This window comes from Candidatus Gillettellia adelgis (assembly GCA_020541285.1).
Classification (GTDB): Bacteria; Pseudomonadota; Gammaproteobacteria; order Enterobacterales; family Enterobacteriaceae; genus Gillettellia; species Gillettellia adelgis.
The window spans coordinates 20,592-44,929 of the sequence record CP047043.1; the positions used below are offsets into that span (position 1 = coordinate 20,592).

Below are 24,338 nucleotides of genomic sequence, written 5' to 3' on the forward strand. Positions count from 1 at the left end.
AGTCTATTTTTACGTATCTAAAACGTTATATCTTAATTAATAAAGATTGAAGCGCTATTGGTAACTTTCGTGACCTCTCAAAAGACCCATTCCAGGATAAAGCATTAAATATTGTTTAGAGTTTTGATAGTATATCAGATTTTATCGCTAAAAATCGCGTATCACCTAATATTTTTAATGAATAAATAAATTTTAAAAAAACCAACAAACCTAGCTGATCTATTTTTTATGTCAATGATATGGGCATAGAACGTTATTTTTGATTGAAGTTGGTTTTTTATGATTATCTGACAGGAAATACTATTTATTCCATAATACGCAAGATATATAGCAACACGCTTCTGAATAGCGTATCTGAACACACCAATTCTATAAAGCTATGCGAAGTAGTGCGATACCACTTCCAACTTATTATCTTATGACAATCACCACCTTATTGTTCAACAAGATAACATTTGTAGTGGTTGTTGATCGGAGTTCACACAGGGTGTTATTTGATAGAAATAATTTATAATACGGAATATCGTTCGAATTATCCAGGTTATTAATAATTTAATAAAATTGATATTTTTTGATATTTTGATATTAATTTATTACTAGGATAACATATTATTAGTTAATAATACACCTAATCTGACGTACTATGATTGTAAAACATAGTGTATATTACTGACTACGATACAGTTATTTCTGGTATGTTTTATTATAATTTTACGGTGTTCATAATCTCTTTAAATATCTATTAAATAAGATTAGTTACTTTATTTTTCCAAAATTTCGCTATATCTAGTTTAATTATTAAAATATCTTTATAGTATCTATCAATACAACATGTTTCATATGTCCGTTTAACATCTAAAATCAATATTATAACTTCTATTAAAAGATTGTATCGTGATAATATATTATCGATAAAGATTAATATTTAATATATAATGAAAGAGTTTGAAGTCATCGCAGCCATAATATCCGTTGAGCATAACGTAATACAATTATAGTAGTAGTTAACCCGCCAACTTACTATAAGAACGTGATTTGTATCTATTAGACATAGTTATTAATGAAAATAGAGGTAAATATTGTTTAATAGATATTAAGGCTAGTATTTGTCCTACGTTGTTTGTCATGCTCTACAATAAGACGATAGTAATAGTAAATAATATTTACATTAAATCTATGACTTTAGTTAAATAACACTATTTATTTACACTGATTTTTATTATTTACTACAGATTTATATAGTATAAAAAATTTATTAGTTTTTAATGTTATAAAAAATTCATATTGACTCGTTATATTTAAAAATTTTACTGATTTATATAGAACTTATAATTATATACTATTAACTAATATTTAAGATTTTTAATATTGATAATGAAACAAAATAAAACATCACGTACAAGTTAACGCCGTAGTGAATAAGACATGAGTAGAGTGATTATGTAAGGTTTTATTTTATATTGTAAAATATATCTATTAACATATAGATATGTATTATTATATTATTCATATAATAGGGAGTAAAATATTATTTAGATAATTAATATTGTTCATAACTATCTATAAGATGATTAATTCTACTGTTTTGTTGCCAAAAATAATCAATAGATTTATTTTTTTAGACTAGATCATTCGTTACGTCACTCACTGCATTACAATAATCTCATACTTACTGAATACAACATTGAAAAATCATACTATATAGATCTTAATACTTTTATGTAATAAAATATTCCAGGTTGGATATTGAGCATGAAACTACGTGTACTAACAAGTACGACGTGATTATTATGAGGTGATATATGCTTAAATTTTTTATACATGAATATTGAACATTCTGAGAAAACAGAATGTTAAGCTAAGTACTGTATTAAGAAGACGACAACACTCAGAACTGCAAGTACATACCTTTATTTATCTTAGTGGAGATGATTTTTATAGCATAGACTGTAATTACTTATATATAATACATAGGTTATACTACATAAATTAGCTTGTATGTCGCTATTATTTGTATAGATCGAGGTGTATTATGGAGTCATGCTGCTATTATAGCATTGATACCTACTATTAAGATTGTTTCTTATTTAATTCAGATAATATTCACTATAATAAAACGCAGTAAGTATTAACACTACTAAAAAATGCTATACCAGCAGGACTAAGTGTTCATTAAAATCACAAGAAACGTCATACAGTTGAGGTTTTGTACTTCTAATCCCTTAAGTTTTAACATGCAGATCTAGTCAATACTAGCTATATTGGGAGTATTATACTCTGCAAAGCCATTCAAGTTGAATAGTCATTTCGATTAGTCTAATATATTACTCAATGGATCGATAAATTTTATTTATTTTTTATAACGATCGTTAGCTAGTTTCTGCTATAACAACTTTGCATCTCAAGAGTAGCGACAAGTGGTTGTAACGCTGATTGATGCAAGTATGTAGCAAAATAACTGCATTCAGCTAGAGATACAATATGAGTAGACTTATAAAAGTAATGTTATAGCATAGAAGTTGATAATTCAATAGCTATGCTCTCATACTAATAAGATAATGTAACGCAGTAGAGTGTTTTTTGAATCAATCAAGTTCGAGATATTGCGCAATACAATATCCTATCAATGATAAACATGAAGGAATAAGTTTTATTTACCACCTAAATACTAATAAAAATTTTATATCACGTGATATAATGATGGGTATATAGCTAGTATTCACGGATAGAAAGGATATTAATGATCATTTAGAATTATTATTCATTAGACAAAACCTCTTGTTCTAAACTTATTAGAAGTTTAAAAAATATTAAGGTAGAGCGATAGTAGTTATTAATGAATTAAATAGCCTATTTGCAAGTGTTCACACTGAACCCTCTGGTTTAATGCATTACTTCCTAGTTATTTTTTATAACTATATAAACGAGAAAAGAAAAAATAAAATCTAAGATATATAATAGTTACGATGATGGATATCATGTTTTTAGTGTCTATATAATATGACGTTCCCGCTTCATTTAAATTTATATCATATATACTGCTTAGTCACCAAAAAAGTTACCCCTTAGTGCAGTATTAGAGTGTTTGTCTTATAAAATTTAAACGAATTTAACTTTTATTTAATAACATTTATAGAATATTTAACACCATTAATATGGTTCGAATTAGTTTTTGTTGAGTAATATTATGTCTGCTGCCTTATATAATATCACGAAAGTCATTGAGCACCGCCAGCATATTTTACCATTTTTGTTAAACAAGTATGTTTTAGTTGATGGCATACTTGAGCACTCAATAGACAAAAATATCTTCATTCAGTGTAATTATCTGCATCAAATAGTGGAGATAACTGATTTATTGAAAAATATGCACGCTGCTGATGTAGCGGATCTATTGGTAATATTATTCCAAGATGCACAATGGTCAGTATGGCAACTGATAGATAATGCTAGACGTGGATGCGTATTGGTGGAGGTAATGGACCTAGTTTTAGCTAATTTAACTAAAGATATAAGTGCGCAAGATTTGCTTGATGCAATTAACATCCTAAATATTAGTACACAAGCTTATTTAGCGATATATTTAGCGAATCACTTAATGAAAAAATTGTTAATTTTTTGGAATCAGAGCAATGTTTTTGGTTACGCAGAATGAATCATTCTTGCAAAGATGCCGTGAGCTCTATAATGACCTGTGAATTACTTACAGTACGACCAGATGTGACTATTGGTGCTATTCAGCGCTTTTTACGCATGCGTAATACTATACCAGATGCTACTGATAAATTATTTGTTACTGATCGACAAGATATTTTTCTGGGTGCAGTACCACTGGCTGTACTATTGTTGAGTAATCCAGACACACAAGTATATGCGGTGATGGAGGATCATCTTATCTGCTTTCGACCAGAAGACAAGACTAACGAAGTAGTAGGAGCTTTTGAACGTTACAATCTAATCAGTGCTCCAGTTGTCGATGCTAAAAATAGGTTGATAGGCCGATTAACGATCGGAGCAATACTTCACTTAATCAAGGAAGAAAATGATAGTAATTTACGTAGTGTTGGCGGATTCAGTGCAGACGAAGATGTCTTAGCTCCAGTTAACAAGGTAGTAAAAACACGCTGGACCTGGTTAGCGATTAACCTATGTACAGCGTTTATTGCCTCAAGGGTTATTGGGTTATTTGAACATACTATATCTCAATTAGTAGTGTTAGCCGCACTAATGCCGATTGTTGCTGGTATTGGTGGAAATACCGGTAATCAAACTATTACTATGATCGTCCGCGCAATAGCACTACACCAAATTGAAATTAGTAATGTCTCACGTTTGTTGCTTAGAGAACTAGGTGTTGCCATTATTAATGGTTTTGTGTGGGGTGGAACGATGGGTGTAATTACATGGCTACTATATGATGATTTAGCAATGGGTGGGGTAATAATGCTGGCAATGATCCTAAATTTGCTTGTGGCAGCAATAATGGGAGTGGTGATTCCAATAGCTATGATGAAACTAGGTTGTGATCCAGCAGTCGGCTCTAGCGTCTTGATTACTGCGTTGACTGATATCGGTGGTTTCTTTATATTCCTGAGTCTTGCGACGTTATTTTTGTTATAAATTCACCCTTAAATATATTATATACGACATTGAGTAAGAAGTGATGGTACAATGTTTTTATCGATTATTTTGTTTAATAGGACTGTAAATATTTAATCTTCAATGTTAAGCATATTGCAGTAGCACTACAATGGCTTCTTAAAATATGGTATACTTGAATCTAGTAATCAGGATAATCTTTAATGAGTATATATCTGAACTTTTATGGTAATAATTCACAAAGATATGATCTAAATTTTATTTATTTTTTTGAAAATCAATTTATTAAAAATAAATAATAAATTAATTTCAAACCGTAGGATTAATAGTCTTGCTCTCCGTGTCTTCTCGTATATGTTTGTATTTATCTTGAATATTCATGAACATATTGTAATAATTTCTTGGGCTATAAAGAATTTTATTTAGTAAAACGCTAATATAATTTATTAGTATTATGTTTATAAACTCTTTATCTGTTTTCATGAAAAACAGCGATTTATATTATATTTGACGTGATACTATAATAGTATAATGATTATAAATATTTTTTTATTATTCAGAGGATTTGATGATTTCTATTAAGTCTCATGCTCAAGGGTTCTGTTATATGATGTGTTTCTTTAACACTTTTATGTTTGGCGGTAACTGTAATGAGTGCTTTATTGTTAAGCGTGTTATTTTGAGGAAATAACTTTATTGTTCCCGATAAATTCATGCAGTATTGTACTTCTTTAAGTGTACGTAATAATATATTACTATATATAATATAGTATGATTCTTATAAACTAAATACCCAAAGATAATTGATGCTTTACATGTGTATTTCTGTGTTTATATGTTTTAGGCCTAATAGCACTTACTGATGTTTTATTGTTACATACATTCAAGATCACTATTAGTTCTGTTAACATACAGAATAGTGGATATAATATTTGTAGCGTTTATGGAGACGCTACTAGCGTTTCAAATTATTTTATTAATGTGTTAAAATTCTTTATCTATCATACAGATGATCTACTGAATTAAACTGTTAGTAATAGTTATTTTGATAAATTTTAAAATTCAAAATAGCTATGCAACTAGAGATTGCCTAGTAGTTTACTGGTTACTAGATATTATGTATTTCACTTAATTTAAAAATCAAGATTTTATTTTATAATTTTAGTTCCCAAGTAAAATTATATATTCTATATATCGTATGTTCTATATAGAGATATGTTTTTTAAAATATTTACGGCAAGTATAACGATACTTTTGCTCTATTAGATAAAAGTGAAGCATAAAGAGATTTATAGTAAAATGATTTATTTATAGTTTTAGCTTCTGCTGTGTGTGGAATATTTATTTATATAGCAATAAATATTGAGTATTATAATGTAAAAATAAATACTTTTCGATAGTTTATTGATATCTATTATACTATAAATACTAATAAGTATTCGTAATCTTTTTGCCTTAGTTAAGTATTAATTTAAATTTAGAGAGTGACAAATTTCATCTTTAAGGTTTAATTTTTCTCTAATAATAAATAACACATAAGTTGATTTCTAATCAGTGTTTTCTTATGAGTGTTCTCTCAAAATCATCAGTATCACAGACGTAATATAGCAGAAATAATATAATTTTAATTGCTAAAATAAATTATAAATAATGATTGTTTAAAAATATAAATAAATATTAAATTTGATACTTAAATTTATCATCTAAATATATATAAGATGAATTTAAGGTAGTGATTTTAGCGTTAATTAATTTTTAACGTATAAGTTTATCGTAAATGATCTTGTGATCAACTTTAGTAGATAATTGTTATGAATGTATCCCTTTGTAAATGAGAGAACTAATCTTGTTGGTATATTACTTTGTCGAATTATTTTAATGGTAAAATGTTATGGTTTACTATCACATACGTCACATGCAAGATAAGATTTAGCGTAATACGCGGATATTATCTAGTGAGTATCGTGGCATTTTCTTTGAATTCTAAGTAATGTATTGCATAAAAGTAACGTATAAGAAGATGTTAGGTTATCTAGTGTTTTAAAGGTGCGATAAGATGTCTCATTAGTAATTAGTGTTTCAAATATCACAACATCTATTTATACATAGAGATGTGTATAATATTTTTTAATATATAAAGATATATAATGTTTTGTATTAAAAAACTCCGTCAAATTTTAGCAAAGTATCGCGGTATCTGCTTGTTTACTGTGATTAAAATCAAAATAAGCATGGTTATAACATTAATAGCCTTGATCTCTAAAAATCAAAAATTCTTATAAAGATTGATCTGGTTATTAGCAGCAATTATCCTAATGTATTATTTAATTTTTATTTTTATATGAGTTGAAAGGTAAACATCGTAAGGTGCGTATCATACACTGCATCCCATAATACTGCAGTATTATGGGATGCAGTGTATGATTTACCATGAATCTTAGAGAATAAACATAAGTATAGGTTCTACCCCGTCCGGGTTCTTTAAGATCATTAAGCATAGGCTTGTCTTCAAAATTTTACTAGCCTCAAATTTGGAGAAAAAATGTCCTCCATTACACATTTTATTTTAGCCTTAATAGTAGTAGTATTTTTAGCATTGTTAATTTGCCAAGATCGTAAAAGCATCCATATTAACTACATAGTTCAATTGTTAATTATTGAAATACTGTTGGCTTATTTTCTTTTGCACTCAACAGTAGGTTTAGTTTGTATAAAAGAGGTCACAGAATTATTTAAAAAATTGCTAGGATTTGCAGGGCAAGGTGCTGACTTTGTATTTGGTGGTATGTCTGAAAAAAACTTAGCATTCTTTTTTCTTAGAGTCCTCTGTCCTATTGTGTTTATTTCCGTTGTTATCGGCATATTGCAATATATTAAGGTGTTGCCATATGTTATTCGGATTATCGGTACTATACTATCAAAAGTAAATGGTATGGGTAAGTTAGAATCATTTAATGCTGTTAGTTCTTTAATTTTTGGTCAATCTGAAAATTTTATTGCTTATAAGAATATTCTCAGCAATATATCAGAAAAGCGTATGTACACTATGTCGATAACCGCGATGTCTACCACTTCTATGTCTATTGTTGGTTCTTATATGACAATGTTAGATGCTAAGTTTGTTGTGGTAGCCTTGGTATTAAACATGTTTAGTACTTTTATTGTGCTATTATTAGTCAACCCTTATGATCTTAGTGCATCAGAAGATCTTGATTTGATAAATTTTTATCAAAGACAAAATTTCTTTGAAATGCTAAGTGAATATATTCTGACTGGTTTTAAAATAGCAATTATTATTGCAGCGATGCTGATTGGTTTTATTGCCCTTCTTGCTGCGGTTAATGGTTTATTTATCGCTATATTTGGTGTGAGTTTTCAGAATGTTCTCGGTTATTGCTTCTATCCGTTCGCTTGGATTATAGGTGTGCCTAAACACGAAGCTTTACAGGTCGGTATGATTATGGCAATAAAGTTAGTTTCTAATGAATTTGTAGCAATGATGGAGTTACAGAACATATCTACTAAGCTATCAAGATATAGCAAAAGCATCCTATCCATATTTCTTGTATCTTTTGCTAACTTGTCTTCTATTGGTATTATATCTGGAGCAATTAAAGGAATTAACGAACGTCAGGGTCGCGTAGTGACACGCTTTTCCATGAAACTAATATACTGCTCAACACTGGTTAGCATCCTGTCTTCTGCTGTAGCAGCTTTAGTGTTAAGTTAATATCACAAACACCTACATTATAGTTGATTGCTTTCAGTATAGATTTTAACATATAGAGGTTTTGATAGATTTTGTGCAATAATTATCATAGAATTTTTAATAATATCTTACAGATTGAAGATAGTGTGTTATGCATAAACGTTATGATTGATTCGGGGAGGTTCCTAGTGCTTTCCATGATATTTTATTACTTTCAAACTTTACATCCAACTAAGATTCTAATTTATAAAAAAGTAGATAGGGCAATCTAGATGCTAATTATTATCGCGTAGTGTGCGCTAATTCGGCGGAACTAAAACCGCTGTATCGAAGATACAGCAGATCTTTTGTTAATTAAATAATTTTTAATGTTGATAAAAGAAGTGATTTTCAACAAAAATATATTTGTTTTTTAGATTATTAGGGTAGCTATATTGTTAGAAATATCGTATATATAATACGTAGATCATTATAATCTTCCTGATTTTTTCTAGGCTTATAGTCTAAAAATAGACAACTTACAACTACTATTTAAAGTTTTGCGTTGCATAAATACTATGCATACATAGTATGAGTATGTTGTTCATGGGTTATATTGTGGTTTTTATAATTTAGAGTAGTTTCTGAGAATATTGTAGACTGTATTGGTCTATTGTACTAGATAGCTACGATAGCTCAAACCATTATCAATTCCTATTGAATGATTGATATAACAGCTTAAAATATTAATTTTTTATCATACATTTAACGACTACGTTAGTAGTTTGCAAAAAATATCCATAAAATCTTTCATAACTCTTATGAGTTGTAGTGTTTTAGTATAAACCATGGAATCTTTATGTAAAGTTATAGCTTATTAGCATACAGATGATAGCTAACACATAAAATGTCTATACATTTTATACAGAAGGTGATTTTGGTAAAGCATTAAAAGTTTCAGTGCTCAGGAGTCAGACGAGTCGTTTATACAATCATGTTTTTATGTCTATAGTGTAACATTCTAAGTTTTCCCATGGCTCATTTATGAAGACAGATTATACGCTTATAAAAAATAGTTGTTTAGCGATAAAATTCAGCACATGTAATGCTTAATACTATAGGTTATTAGGGTGTTGGTTGTTGCAGTATTTATGAGCTTAATAACAATAAAATTCAGGCAAAGAAATGCTTCAAGTTTTTTAACACAGCCTCTACATGCTAAGATATCAGGCTATTGAGCAGATGTTTAGTATGATCTTAGACAAAGACAATAAAAGCAATTGAATAAATTTACAATAAATAAAAGGAGCAAAAATATAGTTGATTACTGGTGGAGCTAAACGGGTTTGAACCGTCGACCTCTTGCATGCCATGCAAGTGCTCTTCCATCTGAGCTATAGCCCCATACCATTATGAGAATGTTCTACAAATATTCTTATTGTATGGAATTTTAGATGCATGATTAATCGCTAAGTATATGTTTAATAAAACATTAAAGATTAAAAAGCAAATATACCGAATATTTGAAACACAAACACAGAACAATATCTTATACAAGATTCTTCTGTGGGTAGTTAGGAGAGTTTGTGCGATTACTAATATAATCTAGCGCCATATCTATACGCCGTAAAGAACGTGTTTTTCCGATTGTGTAGATCGTGACGTCTATACCAGGCGATTGCTTAGACCACGTAACTGCTACGCGAAGCGTCATACTAACATTCCCTATACCTAATTCATTTTCTGTAGCTGTAATTATATTGTGTATATTTTTTTGTGTCCATAAGCAAAGTGTAGCTAGCTTAGCGCGCACCGATTCTAGTGCGGGTCTAACGACCGGACACAAGTACTGTTTAGCGATATCCGTATCAAATTTTTGGCAGTCTTCATAGAAATAACGACAAGATTCAGCCATTTCTTTTAAGGTTTTACAACGTTTTCGAAATAGTTTAACTATTTCTTTTAGTTGAGGGCCTTGACAGGTTTTGATGCCCAATTGCTCAATATGCCACATCAGATATACTGCAACTTCTTGCGCGGGCATATGATTGATATAATATTGATTAAGCCATTGTAGTTTTTGAAGATTAAAGGTGCTAGCAGATTTACTAATCGAATCCAGCGTAAAGAGCGTTTTCATCTCATTGATAGAGAACACTTCTTGATTTCCATGCGACCATCCTAAACGCACTAAGTAATTTAGCAATGCTTGTGGTAGGTATCCATTATCACGATATTGCATGACTCCTACTGCTCCGTGTCGTTTAGATAATTTTTTACCATCCTCGCCTAGGATCATTGAAACGTGTGCATATTCTGGTATCGGTGCACCTAATGCTTGTAAGATATTAATTTGTCGAGGGGTATTATTAATGTGATCTTGGCCACGTATTACATGACTGATTTGCATATCCCAGTCGTCTATAACGACGCAAAAATTATAAGTGGGTGAGCCATTAGTACGTCGAATAATTAAATCATCTAGTTCACAATTTCTGAATTTGATTGTGCCACAAATTATATCATTAAAAGCCACCGATCCTTCTTTGGGATTTCGAAAGCGTACTACATGCTGCATGTCGTCATTGTAGTTCAGTTGACTATTACGACAGTGACCATCATAACGTGGTTTTTTACGCTGTATGATTTGTTGTTTACGCACTGTTTCTAAACGCGATTTTGAACAATAACATTTATAAGCTGTCCCCTTTTTTAACATATCACTTATTACTAAGTTATAACGATTAAGGCGTTTACTCTGAAAGTAAGGTCCTTCATCATACTTTAGATTTAACCAATGCATGCTTGCTATAATTGTATCAATTGCTTCCTGAGTGGAGCGTTCTAAATCAGTATCTTCGATACGCAGTATAAAATCTCCGTCTAGATGACGGCTAAATAGCCAAGAATATAGTGCAGTTCGTGCACTGCCAACGTGTAAATACCCAGTAGGACTCGGTGAGAAACGAGTTCTAATTTTCATTAGATTAAGCGCCTTTTTGCGCAACATGTCTGGGTAATTACCAGAAGTTGCTCGCAATTAATAAGTGAATAATATTGTATCACAACAGGTATATTTCTTAGCACTGATGTAGTATTTTCTGTTCTCTGCATTATTCTTCAAATAATTTGCTTTACAAAAGACATGCTTGTATTAATGACAGCTATTATACTACTAATATAGTTTTATATTATACTTTTAAAGTCTATTAAAAACTATTGACTCATTTTAAACTACCCCTATAATATTAGGGTAGCAGATCGGGTGATTAGCTCAGTTGGTAGAGCACCTTCTTTACACGGAGGGGGTCGGCGGTTCAAGCCCGTCATCACCTACCATTTCTCTGGGTCGTTAGCTCAGTTGGTAGAGCAGTTGACTTTTAATCAATTGGTCGCAGGTTCGAATCCTGCACGACCCATAAATTCTAGAGACAAAGACGTAGTATTTGTCTGAAGAATAGCACTCCGTAATTTCTATAAAATAGAATAATTCTTGATAATTATTAAGTCATGTATTGCTTGTTTGGAGAAACGTATGTATTTAAAGTCTGTAACCCTATGTTAATTAGCCTTATATATGCGGTTATTATACTAAATATGATTGTCTTTATATACTGTGTAAGCTCTGAGCAATCCATGCACTGCATGTCTCAATATCAGTGTATGACTTAGAATCAGTATATGCTGTGTGTACTGTTTTTTCTTGTTGTTATTGTAGTGTAATTCAAGTAATATGAAGTGTATAGACCTTTTATTGTAGTTGAATGAGAGATTTTTGCTATTGATAATAGAAGATTTCTCTAATGTCTTCGATGTTATGTGTACACAGTATTTACTGGTGACATAAGATACAATGAGTTTATTTGTAAACTACACGTAAGTCTTAGACTGCTAAGTGGTTATTTTTGTAGCATTTTGAGAAATACATAAACACATGCTATTTATTCCTAATATTTATTGATTGAGTATTTTAATCAATAAAATTAAAGACTATTTACACCTCCTTTCTGCAGTTTTAGATATCATAAAATTTATATACAGGTTTATAAATGAGTGCTATGTTTATTTAGAATATAATTGATTTTGTGACTGCGATATAATAATATAGTTACTTATGTATACTTGAACAAGTATACCAAGGTATCTTACAACGTATTAAAAATCATAAAATAACTTCTTTAACACCATTTTTTGTACATACTAAAGCTACGTCAGCGCAACGGTTAGCGAATAAACCAACTGTGACTACACCGGCGATCTGGTTAACCTGGTTTTCTAATGCCACAGCATCTGTAATCATTAAGTGATAGACATCAAGAATTACATTGCCATTATCGGTTATAACATTCTGACGATACTTTGGTGTACCACCAAGCTTCACCAGCTCGCGAGCTACATAGGATCGCGCCATTGGGATTACTTCTACTGGTACTGGGCGCTTTCCTAGTATATTGACTTTTTTGGTAATATCAACAATACAGATAAATTTATGCGAGATTGCAGCAAGCACTTTTTCACGTGTGAGTGCTGCACCACCACCTTTAATCATTTGCATGTAATCGTTAATTTCATCTGCGCCGTCAACATAGATATCTAATGAATCGATTTCGTTGGTGTCAAAAACAGAGATACCGAGATTCTTCAGTTTAGCAGTAGACGTATGAGAACTGGACAGCACGCCTTCTATTTTGTGCTTTATAGAGCCTAGCGCATCAATAAAATAGCTAGCAGTCGAACCGGTACCAACTCCAACAAGAGTACCTGGCATTACGTATTTAAGTGCTGCCCAACCTACTGCTTTTTTCATTTCATCTTGTGTCATAATGTATCTCTTTCCCATTTTAACTTGTAGATATGATAGGGTAAGACTTGACTGCTTATTAAAGTAGAATTACCGTCCTTATTCTGAATCTATATTTTAGTTCACCATGGGAAGACTTTTTCACGATTTTTATTTACAAGATCTACAAATTCGGTATAATTATTGTTAATTTAATATAAAAGATTTTTGTTTTTAAAACATACTTCAATGAGTAGTATATTAACGTTAGTTAATACGTAATCGTAGTGTTCATTGCTTGTGTGAATTTTATATCACGCAGTTTTATATACTAAATAGTATGCAATTCATTTGACTCAATAATGTTATTAATTTTTGTATAATACATGCTACTATACAATAGTGAATAACTAATTCTGGTGTATACAATATGATTATAAAAGTGTATTGTCTTAGACAATACTGTTAAAATAACTATTCCTAATTGTATAACTAGCGTTGTTGATTAACAACCTGATTACTTGTTGTTGCTTTTAGTAAAATGCCTAAGAATTATTAGACATTTAAACCTATATGATACCCGATAAGATGTGCACAGAAAGTGGTATGACTATGATAAAGTAATTAGTGCATTGAATATTTACGACACCTGCTATAAGCAATAATTTTTAAGATTTTCCCAAATATAACAGACATAATATAATTATTGGTTACATCATATAATTTTAATTGATGTACGCTGATTATGTTACTAGGTGTATACATGATGTTTTACTTATTTTTAGTTATTAGTTTGTATAAGACTTGAAAGTGTTATAAAATTGAAGATTATATTCTAGTTTAGCATATGTGTCCGCATGATTTAAATCACTCCCTGAGTTGCGCTACTTAACTATTTTTTAAAATTTAACATATACCATTTGGTATATGTTATTGCGTATGTTTTTGTGATGGCATTTAATAATATAAGTCTAAAGTTTGTTGATAGTATCAAATCTGTTTTTGAAATTTATAAATAATTTTCCTATTTTAGGCTATTATTTTAGCAGCAATATTCGTTAACGTATACTGTTATTTTCTAATGATACTAGAGGTTTTGATATTCTATAAATATACACTGTGCATGACTAGCACAGAAAACTAGATTTTAAGTTTGTTCTGTAAACTTTATAGTGTGTAGAGTATTCTATAGTACTTGCGAAATCTAGCGCGATCGCCTGCGTCTGTTCTAAGGGTTGATTAATAAATCTGGACAAATCTCTGGATGATTCGATTAGTTGTCTCTATACATAATATGTACCTTATTAAACTTAATATAATTGTATCATTATGATCTAATAGTTTAAAATATTAAGAATTGTACTGTATGAGCCGATGTAGAGATTATAGTGATGAGCGATCAGTTAGGAGTGTAATGCTTTTTTTAGAGAAATAACTACCCTAATAAACTACGTTCAATGTTTAGATTTAAACATCAATAGTCATGCATTGCAGTGCCGGTTTCATTTATACTCGGTTTTCGTGTACTTTGATTGTGTACATTAAATATTATATTAAGCATGTAGTGTATTAGATTTGATGTTCTTTAATAGCTACTGTGGTAGATATGACGACATGAAGCATTGATACATCTTAATGTCATATTGTGAGCATGTTGGTTAAAAAATCGTCAAGTTAGTTGTACATCAAGATTATAAATATTTTAAAAGGGTCTAATTTCTATTTTAAAGAATATTTTGAATTTAATAGGTTTAAGCATCACACTGTAAGTGTGATGGTAAGCCCGCAATAATTTTATTGCTCTTTAATACTAAGATCTCTCAATAAATGCTTAATAATTGAAGGATTAATATTTATAGATTTGTTCTGTTCTTTGTGTGTATAATATTAATCTCAGATTAGTGAAGTGTTTAATTTATATGTAAAAATCAATACTTTAACAATTCGTAGATTCTTTCAGGCATCAAAGGTGAGGCTATCATCATAACTAATAGTGGCTATTATTATTGTTACTATATCGCGTTCGTCAATTTAGCAGTTATGCAGACAAGATAGACGCTTTTAAGCGTATCATATTTTATTGTTTATAGTAGATTATATAAGAGTTATTATCCTAGTGCATGAATCATTAATAATACAATCTGGTAGTATAAGTGTATTGACGCACGTACTTTTAATAAACAAACGTTAATATACGGTATTATTCTTAATAAAGAATACTCGTGTGGATTATTTAACTAATATATTAAATAAGTCATTTATTTTTATCATCAATAAATCAAGCCTGATTTATTGATAATAAAAACTTGCTAGATTTAATTATTTAAAATTAATTACTATAATCATTAAATGAGGTTAAAGTTCTAGTGTATTTCCATGAAAGTGTTATACGAAAATATTAAAATTATGTTTTACCTTTGATAAAAGTAAAAAAGAATTATTATCAACTAAGATCATTATGTTGTAAGTAGTGATACCAATGAAAGTAATTGAGATATAAAATATTATGATGTTTTGTTATTGTTTTAACATGTATAACGTGTGATCAGACTTTGTCTGTTTGCGTGAATATTCAAAAATATAGATTAATTGTGTATTTAAACCTAATCAATAAAGATTTTTATCTTAGTATTTCCATGTTTCTTAACATATTATCTTGCAAGTTTGTTAAAATTTTATACATAAATCTTATGAATTACATAGTAAATAATTGAGTAGATTAATGTATTCTACAATATTAATTATATAATTATATATAATTATATATAATAATTCATTAAATGATAATGATTTCGCTAGAATAAGTTCATTTTATAAATGGTATCTTATATACTTTTCTAATTATATAAGATATTTTAGAATTTTATAAACAATAAAAATGAGAGCAAGAATAATAAGTTTTAAAATGGTTATCAACGCTATATATCTGACACAAAAAGCAAAAATTGACATGCGGCTACCTGTTAGATAGAGACAATTTAGATAGTATATGTAGATACATGGTATTTTCAAAACATACTGGATAGTTATATATGCGTAGCATAACTAGACTAACAATCCATATATGTTGTGCTGTCAGCAGTAACATACTAGTTATTTTATTACAGTTTGGAATATTACTACATAACAAAGGTAAGTGGTGAGTTCTACGTGTTTAATGCTTAATATTGATCTTGATCGTATCTTTTATAACTGATGTTTAAACTTTAAAAAAATGGAGAACAAAATGAGTGAGTGAGAAATAATTTTTATCTTTCTGTGCTGAGTGAATTCTTTCAAACTACATAATGCGTATGAGAGCTTCTTAAGGTTTAAGATGTTTCTCTCATAGGATCAATAATCATATTGAAGTACTGAAAATATATATACTAATGTTAGGAGTTTAATGGAGATTGGGGTAATACATAATAAAAAATTGAGATGCTGTGCGGAATAATACGAGAAATTAGTAAGACATTCATAATTTTAGCTACGAACATTTATCAATTCAATGTTGCAAGATTGATTTAATATTTTAATGGGATATAAGGTCGTTAATGATGTAAAAAGTACAAAATCACTACGCTCTGTTTTTAGATAAAAGAGTGTGATTTAGTTGAAATAAAAATCATTTTAATAACGATAATTTTGGTTGCGGGGGTCGGATTTGAACCGACGACCTTCGGGTTATGAGCCCGACGAGCTACCGGGCTGCTCCACCCCGCGTCCAACAGATATCTAGTTTATCTTTTCATAGAATTTATTGCAAGCTATTTTTATAGTTTTTTTGAATAAAAATTATTTTACTCTAAAATTAACGGTATTTGTTCTTTTATGAACATTTCATGCTTTAAATATAAGTAATTTTTTGTTAATAGGTGTTTGTAGATTATCAGTATAGTACACATGTTATATTATAACGTGAAAGATTAGTATAAAATCAAAAGATCAAAACTATTTAAAAGAGTGATTAAAGTAGATGTGAAGCTGAATTTTGTCGGTAAAATCTATAAATACGCATAGATTAGATGAATCAGTGACAGCGGTGAGCAAGGAAAAACTGGTGTGTTTGAAAACTCAGTGATGATATCAGGTATATAGTAATGCTATCTACCGAGATATTAATCATAGTAATACTTGTCTATACAATGCACGTAGTCTGTTGTAGGCATTGTATCTACGTTTATTTTGTTTTTACAATAGCAAGTATGATGTTAAATAAGTTCAAGCGTACCCGATTGTATCGATACGTCGTTATAATAATGCGATTAACTACAAATTAAATTAAAGCGTCTATCAGTCTGGTAGTAGCATAGGCAGTATTTAGTGACGATTTACTCGATTCTATAGGTTACTTGTGAGTATTACAGAATACTTTCACTCCGTTACTAAAAGTACAATCTGAGAGTATGTAACATGTTTGCCATATCGATTTTTGACTAGAACATCAAACACGATCAATATCGCTAGCGTCACGTTAGTTGATTAAGCAATATTTAAGATAATGAACCAATATTCTCTAGAGTTTTCAAAGATTTAACCGTTTATAAGTTATTTAGACATTAAGGAGTAACCTAGGAGGTATGCGTAATCTCTTGTTACATCAAGTGCTGCTATATCACAAAAACCCGCTTATCCTATAGATATTATCATTACTATTTCAAAGAGTAGAATGGTATTGACGAGTTGCTAAAAGTTTTATATTATAAAATATATTATATGTTATTTCATTCCAGTTTTAGAGATACATTGCTTTGTGCAAGCAAAGCTTGCTCAATAGTCTGTAGCAAAATACGAATGCGCTGCTCAATTTTAGATTCATGATTTTGTGTTTTTAGTTTTTCTTGTGTTAGTTCATGACAAACATTTAATGCCGTAATAAAAAGTAATGTCTCAGTGTTCAATACATGCGTGCGATCTTTTAGATTTTGTAATCGTTGATTAAGATCGCCTGCTGCTATATTTAATGCATCTTGTTGTTCTTGTGGACAGTTTACTCTTAACAACCGACCAAAAATTCGAACATCTACTAATGTTGCAGACATGTTACCTTCCCACATTAATGTCAGTTAGCTTCAGTTTAATTGTATTAAATAGCTAAAGCGGATCGTATTAAATATTTTAGCATTAAATAATACTGAGTTGATTTGCACTTACATACTACACCTTCTAGAACGACTCATGACTTTCTAATATAGTGGTGTTGCATGGTAGTAATATACTATTAAATAAGTAACATGTTTTTATTTAAACGATCCTATAAAAGCAAAGAAGTAATATTCATACACTGGTATGTACTGAGAGTACATTTATTATGGCATGAGATGTATAAGTACAGGGTTTCAATAATGACAATGCATGTTAATGATTACACTCATAGTTGTTAAAGTTGTTTTTATAAAAATCCTTTATTTATAAAAATGAATGTTACATTTCCTGCAAGGAAATTCTGGTGCTTGAACGCTCCTATTAAAACGCTATAATTAATATAAGATACACTCGAACAAATTTATTATTTTAGATTTTAAAAACGAAAATTTTTTAAAAAATTATTTTGTTTTAAACTTTAGTAAAAGTATGCGTACAGCGTTATATTAGCAAGCAATTTGAGAATAATAAGTTGTACTATCATCTTGATAGCCATGGCTCTGCAGCTTGATTTTTATAAAATTTTCATGCATATAAGATTACCCTCTGTGAGAGATATCATCTATCATTTAGTTTTATGATAACACGTCAAGTATTTTTGATATTATTTTAGAGATAATGTATTTCTGTATAATGAAAGTTTAGCGAAAAATTATATACACCATATCGGTGCCCTAAAAGTGCAGATACTACGGATTTAAAATCCTATAAACACAGAAAATGATTAAGAATCTCCAAGTAATTCTATAGGTGAGATTATTTATTTCACATACAGAATAAATCACCATCATTTGGTTAGATACTCGCGGTAGTAGTATCAATATAAATATTATTAATTTACTATAATCCTAAAGACATTAAAACACGCAGTGGCATAATAGTCGTGCTTTCTAATGCTTTTGTAAATTACGACTTGGTATTCTAAAGCATTATGATTACAGAATAAATATATTAATTATTTATCTTTGATGATGACTATCAATACAATTAAGTATTGATAGTGGAAGAGATTATATAGTCTGCTCTAATAGAGCAGTGTGATATCAGTTAGTTACTTATAACCTAAGAACAGATGATGTAATTTTCAAGAAAATCGCTTGATCAATGACGACACAATACATTAATAAATGTATGGCTCTCTTTAAGATAAAGAGTCGCATATTATCTGTGAGTTTTTATGAAAACTGTGAGATGCTTAAATATGCTGATGCGCCATCTGTTTGGTCATTTCCCATGACGGTTCAGTACAACATAATCCGATTTAGCTTAAATGCATTGTACACTCAATGAGTCTAATAATAATCTCTATTATATTTGTTTATATACTGTAACTAAAATAAAAAAATTCAATAATACTAGAGTAGTTGCTAGATAGAGTGGTGGTATATGTAAGTACGATCATTTTAGAACATATAAGATGCATTTATGATGGTTCGTTATACCAGACAATTAAATAAGTATTCTACTAAACACCATATTATAGTAGTGACGCTGGCAGGTGTAGAAAAATTGTATTGAGAAGCTAGTTGAAATATGCAGTGTAGTGAAATCAGGAACATTATAAATATAGCATGTTTTAGTTAGAGTAGGTTATCTAACAATGGAAATATAGTGGGGTTGTTGTCTAAAGTCTGTGACACCAGTTATATTAGTTATAAATATTCTGATTTTTCATACCGTGCATAAACGACTAAACTTTCCTCATTAAGCAGGAGGATGTAATCTATTACGCGACAAGTAAAAAGCATGAAGCTAATTAGAGATTTTATGGTGCATTTAATGATCTATGTACAGATAGATTCTACAATTTTTAGATATGCTAATAAAAATTGATTGTCGTCTATAATTTCGTGATATAGGGTGATTTATAGATGTTTAAAGAAACTATAGATAATACGCCGCACAACTAAAAGTAGTATGTTAATGCATATTCGCGAAACTAGCAGTATGTTGACCAGTGTATATCAAGACTTATAAAGGCGAAAATTTGTCGCGAATTTGTTAATTTTGTACTTGTTGTCTGCTGACAATATTGTTGTGAGTAGCGAAAAATCGCTGTGTCTTTCATTGCATCGAACATGCATTTATAATGCAAGATGGCGATGCAGCGTTAATGGATATTCACTTGAAATATCCAGAATACATAGGTGATATGACTCGCTTTCCGGTTAATGCAAAGGAGAGATTACCCAACCGTCCTATATAGTTTATACAATACTATTTATTGTATAGTTATATCATAGTAATGCTTAGACGTAGCACTGTTATCATGGCAATCGACCACTAAGTAGTTCGCGCGATTATTACTACATTTAATTGAAGACAGAGTGGAAGTAGAGCTACTACATATCAAGTAGGCGTGCTGTCAATTTTATGTATATTTAGTGATTATGCGGGTTTCGAATTACATGATATCAGTGATTAGAAACATTCACATGTAATTGGGGGTGTTGGCATGAAACATTGTACTTCCTTTCGGTCTGTATGGCGTGTTGGAATACGGATGACTAGCAGAGTATCATGGTGTTAGAAGCTGTATCAAGTATATTATTGAAATATGCTTGATAGTAATAAAAGCTAATTCAGCGTATAAAGTACGTAGATTATATAGATATTTTATACTAAAACTAGATTAAAAGATTGAGTATAATCATTATTGACGGTGGTATGTTGGTGCGATTTGATCACCTAGCTATTGTGGTACTACTCTATAGCCGCATGGCAGTAGATTTACTGGAATACATTATCTAGACATTAGTCATGTGGTTGTGATGCTCGCGTTAAAGTTGTGTAAAATACTACTTGTCAGTAGTTGAGGTGTATCGATATTTTCAGTACTACGAGACTATGCGACGACTACTATTCAAGTTTATGTTAGTAAGATCATTCAATTCTAGCTTAACTTATACGTGCACTATTAATGCGTCTCTAGTTTGGATGAGGTAGTGGAGCCACATGATGTCGCTGACCAGCGACTTTTATTTAGCTTCACAATGTACACCGCTTGACATTGCATTATCTCAGACGAATAGTTAGTGTGCTTCTTATCGATGAACATGTATAAGTAACGTTGAATAATAGCCAGTGTATTAGCAAGCAACTGCTAGTGGCAACTAATGCCTCGTGTTCTGCGTGAATAAAGATTTTCAGTATCCTATTTGCAGCTGACTCTGACTATGCGCACTTTGCTAATATTGACAATCGTCACTACTGCAGAAGATGACAGAGTTTAATCTTGAACGATTCGCGCAAATACTAACCGTTGGTGACTCTGTCAACGTCAACGTCACGAGGGTATAACTCTATAGTATAATGTCGTTCACAGGAATCGCACAAAATATCAACGATTGGGATGATCAGCCTTTATTAACACGTTATAAAAAGTTTTAGTGAGTATTTAGGAATATTTAAAGCTTATGAAATGCCACTATGATCCTCTTAGTTTATTCAAAACTAATCGGTACGTTAACCATCGATTAGCTGTAATGGTGATATGCTGCACAGGAATGCCAGCCGATTTTTGAGTAAGGGTTTAGCTTTAATTGTGCAACGTAATATTGCTAGCGAAAACATTAGAGAACATCACAAATAATAACACAAAGCTTGGTAGATATATTTTTTGATCCTTATCAGCAATGGCAACCAAAGAATCATAAAGCAGTTATTGCTGTGAATGTCGGTTAATTCGTTGATTCTCGAGCTTCTATGGTTCTCTGATTGTTAGTCGAAATTTAGCTTTGCTAATTATGGCGAAATTACCAATAATATGCATGTTTAATAAAACGTATGTTGGAATGAGTTATGCATTAGACTAATATTAGTTACTCACCTGAATAGTATGCTACTACAATAATCTAAATGTAAGAATTTGATTATTGCTAGCGGCGATATGATAGGACAAGCACTAGCTTGTAGCTTATAGAATATAGTAGTTGATTGATTACAGCATTAGCAAGGCAGTTCTGAATATTATTCAAACACCAAAACGCCAGAACTACGTGTTTTAGTTATCGATAATCCCATTAAGTATTTACTGCGACATATCGGTGGCCTAGCAAGATATTTAAAGGCCATATAAATTCTTATAATTTTAATAGAGGTATGGATGGTGATGATTTTAGGGGTATTATTGTTCAAAAATATGGCTTGAGCGATCTGGGTCATATTATAGAAAAGTTTTAATTAAAAGGTATTGTGGAGATGTGTTACAAACTTACCAGGTATTACTTTGCTGATAAGCTATTGTTAAACCAGCGATCTAGAGAAATTGTAATGTCTGTATTATATGGAAAATGAACAACTTTGGAATATTCAACTCATGATGGTTGCAAAGAGTGCAGATTCATGATTGTGTCAGCACACCATTGTTTTTATGACCGATGAAGATTTTCATTGTTCTGTGTTCATCGCTAGCATTCACGCTAGTATCGCATTTTTTAATAGCGCAGGAGGTATTTATGGTAATAGAATACTAATGTTTTTTTGCTTACTAGTCCGCATCATTAGTTTAATGATATCATCAATCACAGCGCTTAATGCAGCACAACTATAGCAATTATCACGCGATCAACTTAATTACCGATTAGTAGTAGCCTTTGATATGTGATTAAACCCTTGCTATTTAGAGAGTGAGCGTATAACCTTTCTATGAGTCGAAGAAGTGTCGACGTATAGCTTAGTGCTATATTTGGGGTGTGATGCATACGATAACTCCTTATCTAGAAAGGAAGCGAATTTAAGCATTGAGGTGAATTTAAGTGTTATAAATACTTTCGCATTAATTAGTGAGCTTTGTTGTTTTCAGAGATGCAAACAGGATATTAATTAGTATTTATATGTGTTGTGATGAATATCGTAAAAATTGTGACAATATGATGATGCGAATTATTATGGAAGATGTTTTTAAGTTATTTATATAGTTATCATGTTTAGCAAAGTTAGTACGAAGTACTAGATTACAACTAATACATAGCTTACTAGGTACTAACTCTAAGATTGTGCGTTAAGAGATGGGTTTAAACAATTTTCCAGAACAGCTATTTAAGAATCTTATCTAACGGGTTGTTTTATTTTATTTTACCTGAACATATGTCGTGTACTTAAACGCTAGATATATTAGGCGGTTGTGGTTCGTGATGTTTAAACCCACCAAATAATATATACCTATTAAAATATCTTAAATTTTCTTGAATTAAATACTTCGATGTTGAGAAAGCATGATGAATTTTTTATAATTGTTTGTATTTGATTAAAATGAAATTTTGTTAAAAAGCTAGATGTTCCTACCAGCATGATTTATTAAAAGACGCATTTATTGCTTGTTTTGTTGTGTGTGATTTTCTATGATCTTTTCTAAATGTAGAAGCGGGTTGCAGAGTGTTAGGTTCTAGAATCTATATTGATTCTGATGATCTAGTCTTGTTCTAGTTATATAGAGATAGCCCGTTCTATTTAGAAGTTTCATACTATTTATTTTGTAGATCAAGTGTTTATCGCTACACCATTGCAACATAGCTATTGTATTATATTTGGAATAATGCAATAAGTAACGTAAAACTCATATGCATTAATTTCCTCAATAATCTGCTAAGTAATCAAATGTCAAATTATTAGAAACTTCTCTGTTAGTTTATTAATAAGTTGTGTGTTGATGCTACAAGCTGATGTTTTGTCGAAACTTGATGTGCAGTTTATGTGCGCTATTATTTAGGTTCCAAAAGATATAATGAAAAGAAGATTTTTTAGTGAAAGCATTTGAGTGTAATCTTAAGTTATAAATTTTAGTGGTTATTAAGACCACTTGCATATATTTGCATATTTTGATATTAATAGTTTGTTAGAGATGTCTAGATTTTTTATTAATAAAATTGAATACATGTACTTATAAAAATAAATTGATAAAATCAAACCGTAAGTATTTGCTCTACTTATGGGTAGAGATGCATTATGTGACATATTTTATATGTCTTAGTAAACTATATGTGTATGGGTGGTTTAAAACTAGCTACCTAATTTGCAGCGTAATAATACTCTATGTTTTAGACGCTTTAGCAGATCAAGCGTTTATAATTACATTATAACGCAACACAGCTTATCTGAATGTGGTGAGTATTTAGTGATGAGGAATAAATTAAAGTACTAAGT

The 24,338-nt window shown here is 30.4% G+C and carries 4 protein-coding genes, 4 tRNA genes and 1 pseudogene; 4 read left to right on the forward strand and 5 right to left on the reverse strand.

The annotated features are described in order from the left end of the window. The first annotated feature begins 3,187 nt into the window (after window positions 1-3,187). Both GIY03_RS00045 and GIY03_RS00050 read left to right on the forward strand, forming a co-directional pair. Window positions 3,188-4,620 (forward strand): annotated as a pseudogene (locus GIY03_RS00045) (magnesium transporter). 2,521 nt (window positions 4,621-7,141) lie between these two features. After that, on the forward strand, window positions 7,142-8,329 hold the full coding sequence (locus GIY03_RS00050; RefSeq protein WP_457913703.1) for a NupC/NupG family nucleoside CNT transporter: 1,188 nt from the start codon (window positions 7,142-7,144) through the stop codon (window positions 8,327-8,329). Window positions 8,330-9,615: 1,286 nt separating this feature from the next. On the opposite strand, the gene GIY03_RS00055 is transcribed toward GIY03_RS00050, so the two are convergent. Together GIY03_RS00055 and gltX are read right to left on the reverse strand one after the other, a co-directional pair. Further along, window positions 9,616-9,691: transfer RNA gene (locus GIY03_RS00055), tRNA-Ala, on the reverse strand. A gap of 145 nt (window positions 9,692-9,836) precedes the next feature. Continuing rightward, entirely contained in the window at window positions 9,837-11,270 is a 1,434-nt protein-coding gene (gene gltX, locus GIY03_RS00060; protein ID WP_457913704.1) for a glutamate--tRNA ligase, read from the reverse strand. A 280-nt stretch (window positions 11,271-11,550) separates the two neighbouring features. Between gltX and GIY03_RS00065 the strand changes: the two genes are divergently transcribed. Continuing rightward, window positions 11,551-11,626, forward strand: a tRNA-Val gene (locus tag GIY03_RS00065). A 7-nt stretch (window positions 11,627-11,633) separates the two neighbouring features. Then, window positions 11,634-11,706: transfer RNA gene (locus GIY03_RS00070), tRNA-Lys, on the forward strand. Between the two features lie 743 nt (window positions 11,707-12,449). On the opposite strand, the gene rpiA is transcribed toward GIY03_RS00070, so the two are convergent. The 3 genes from rpiA to zapA form a co-directional block, all read right to left on the reverse strand. Further along, window positions 12,450-13,109, reverse strand: a complete 660-nt coding sequence (rpiA, locus tag GIY03_RS00075; protein WP_457913705.1) for a ribose-5-phosphate isomerase RpiA — start codon at window positions 13,107-13,109, stop codon at window positions 12,450-12,452. A 3,586-nt stretch (window positions 13,110-16,695) separates the two neighbouring features. After that, window positions 16,696-16,772: transfer RNA gene (locus GIY03_RS00080), tRNA-Met, on the reverse strand. A gap of 1,001 nt (window positions 16,773-17,773) precedes the next feature. Further along, window positions 17,774-18,091: a cell division protein ZapA gene (gene zapA / locus GIY03_RS00085; protein ID WP_457913706.1), complete on the reverse strand. Its 318-nt coding sequence runs from the start codon at window positions 18,089-18,091 to the stop codon at window positions 17,774-17,776. Between the last annotated feature and the right edge of the window lie 6,247 nt (window positions 18,092-24,338).

What these genes read in the sequence shown, in the direction of transcription:
- rpiA (WP_457913705.1), bottom strand. Translation starts at nt 13,109, where the DNA reads ATGACACAAGATGAAATGAAAAAAGCAGTAGGTTGGGCAGCACTTAAA.
- gltX (WP_457913704.1), bottom strand. Translation starts at nt 11,270, where the DNA reads ATGAAAATTAGAACTCGTTTCTCACCGAGTCCTACTGGGTATTTACAC.
- GIY03_RS00050 (WP_457913703.1), top strand. Translation starts at nt 7,142, where the DNA reads ATGTCCTCCATTACACATTTTATTTTAGCCTTAATAGTAGTAGTATTT.
- zapA (WP_457913706.1), bottom strand. Translation starts at nt 18,091, where the DNA reads ATGTCTGCAACATTAGTAGATGTTCGAATTTTTGGTCGGTTGTTAAGA.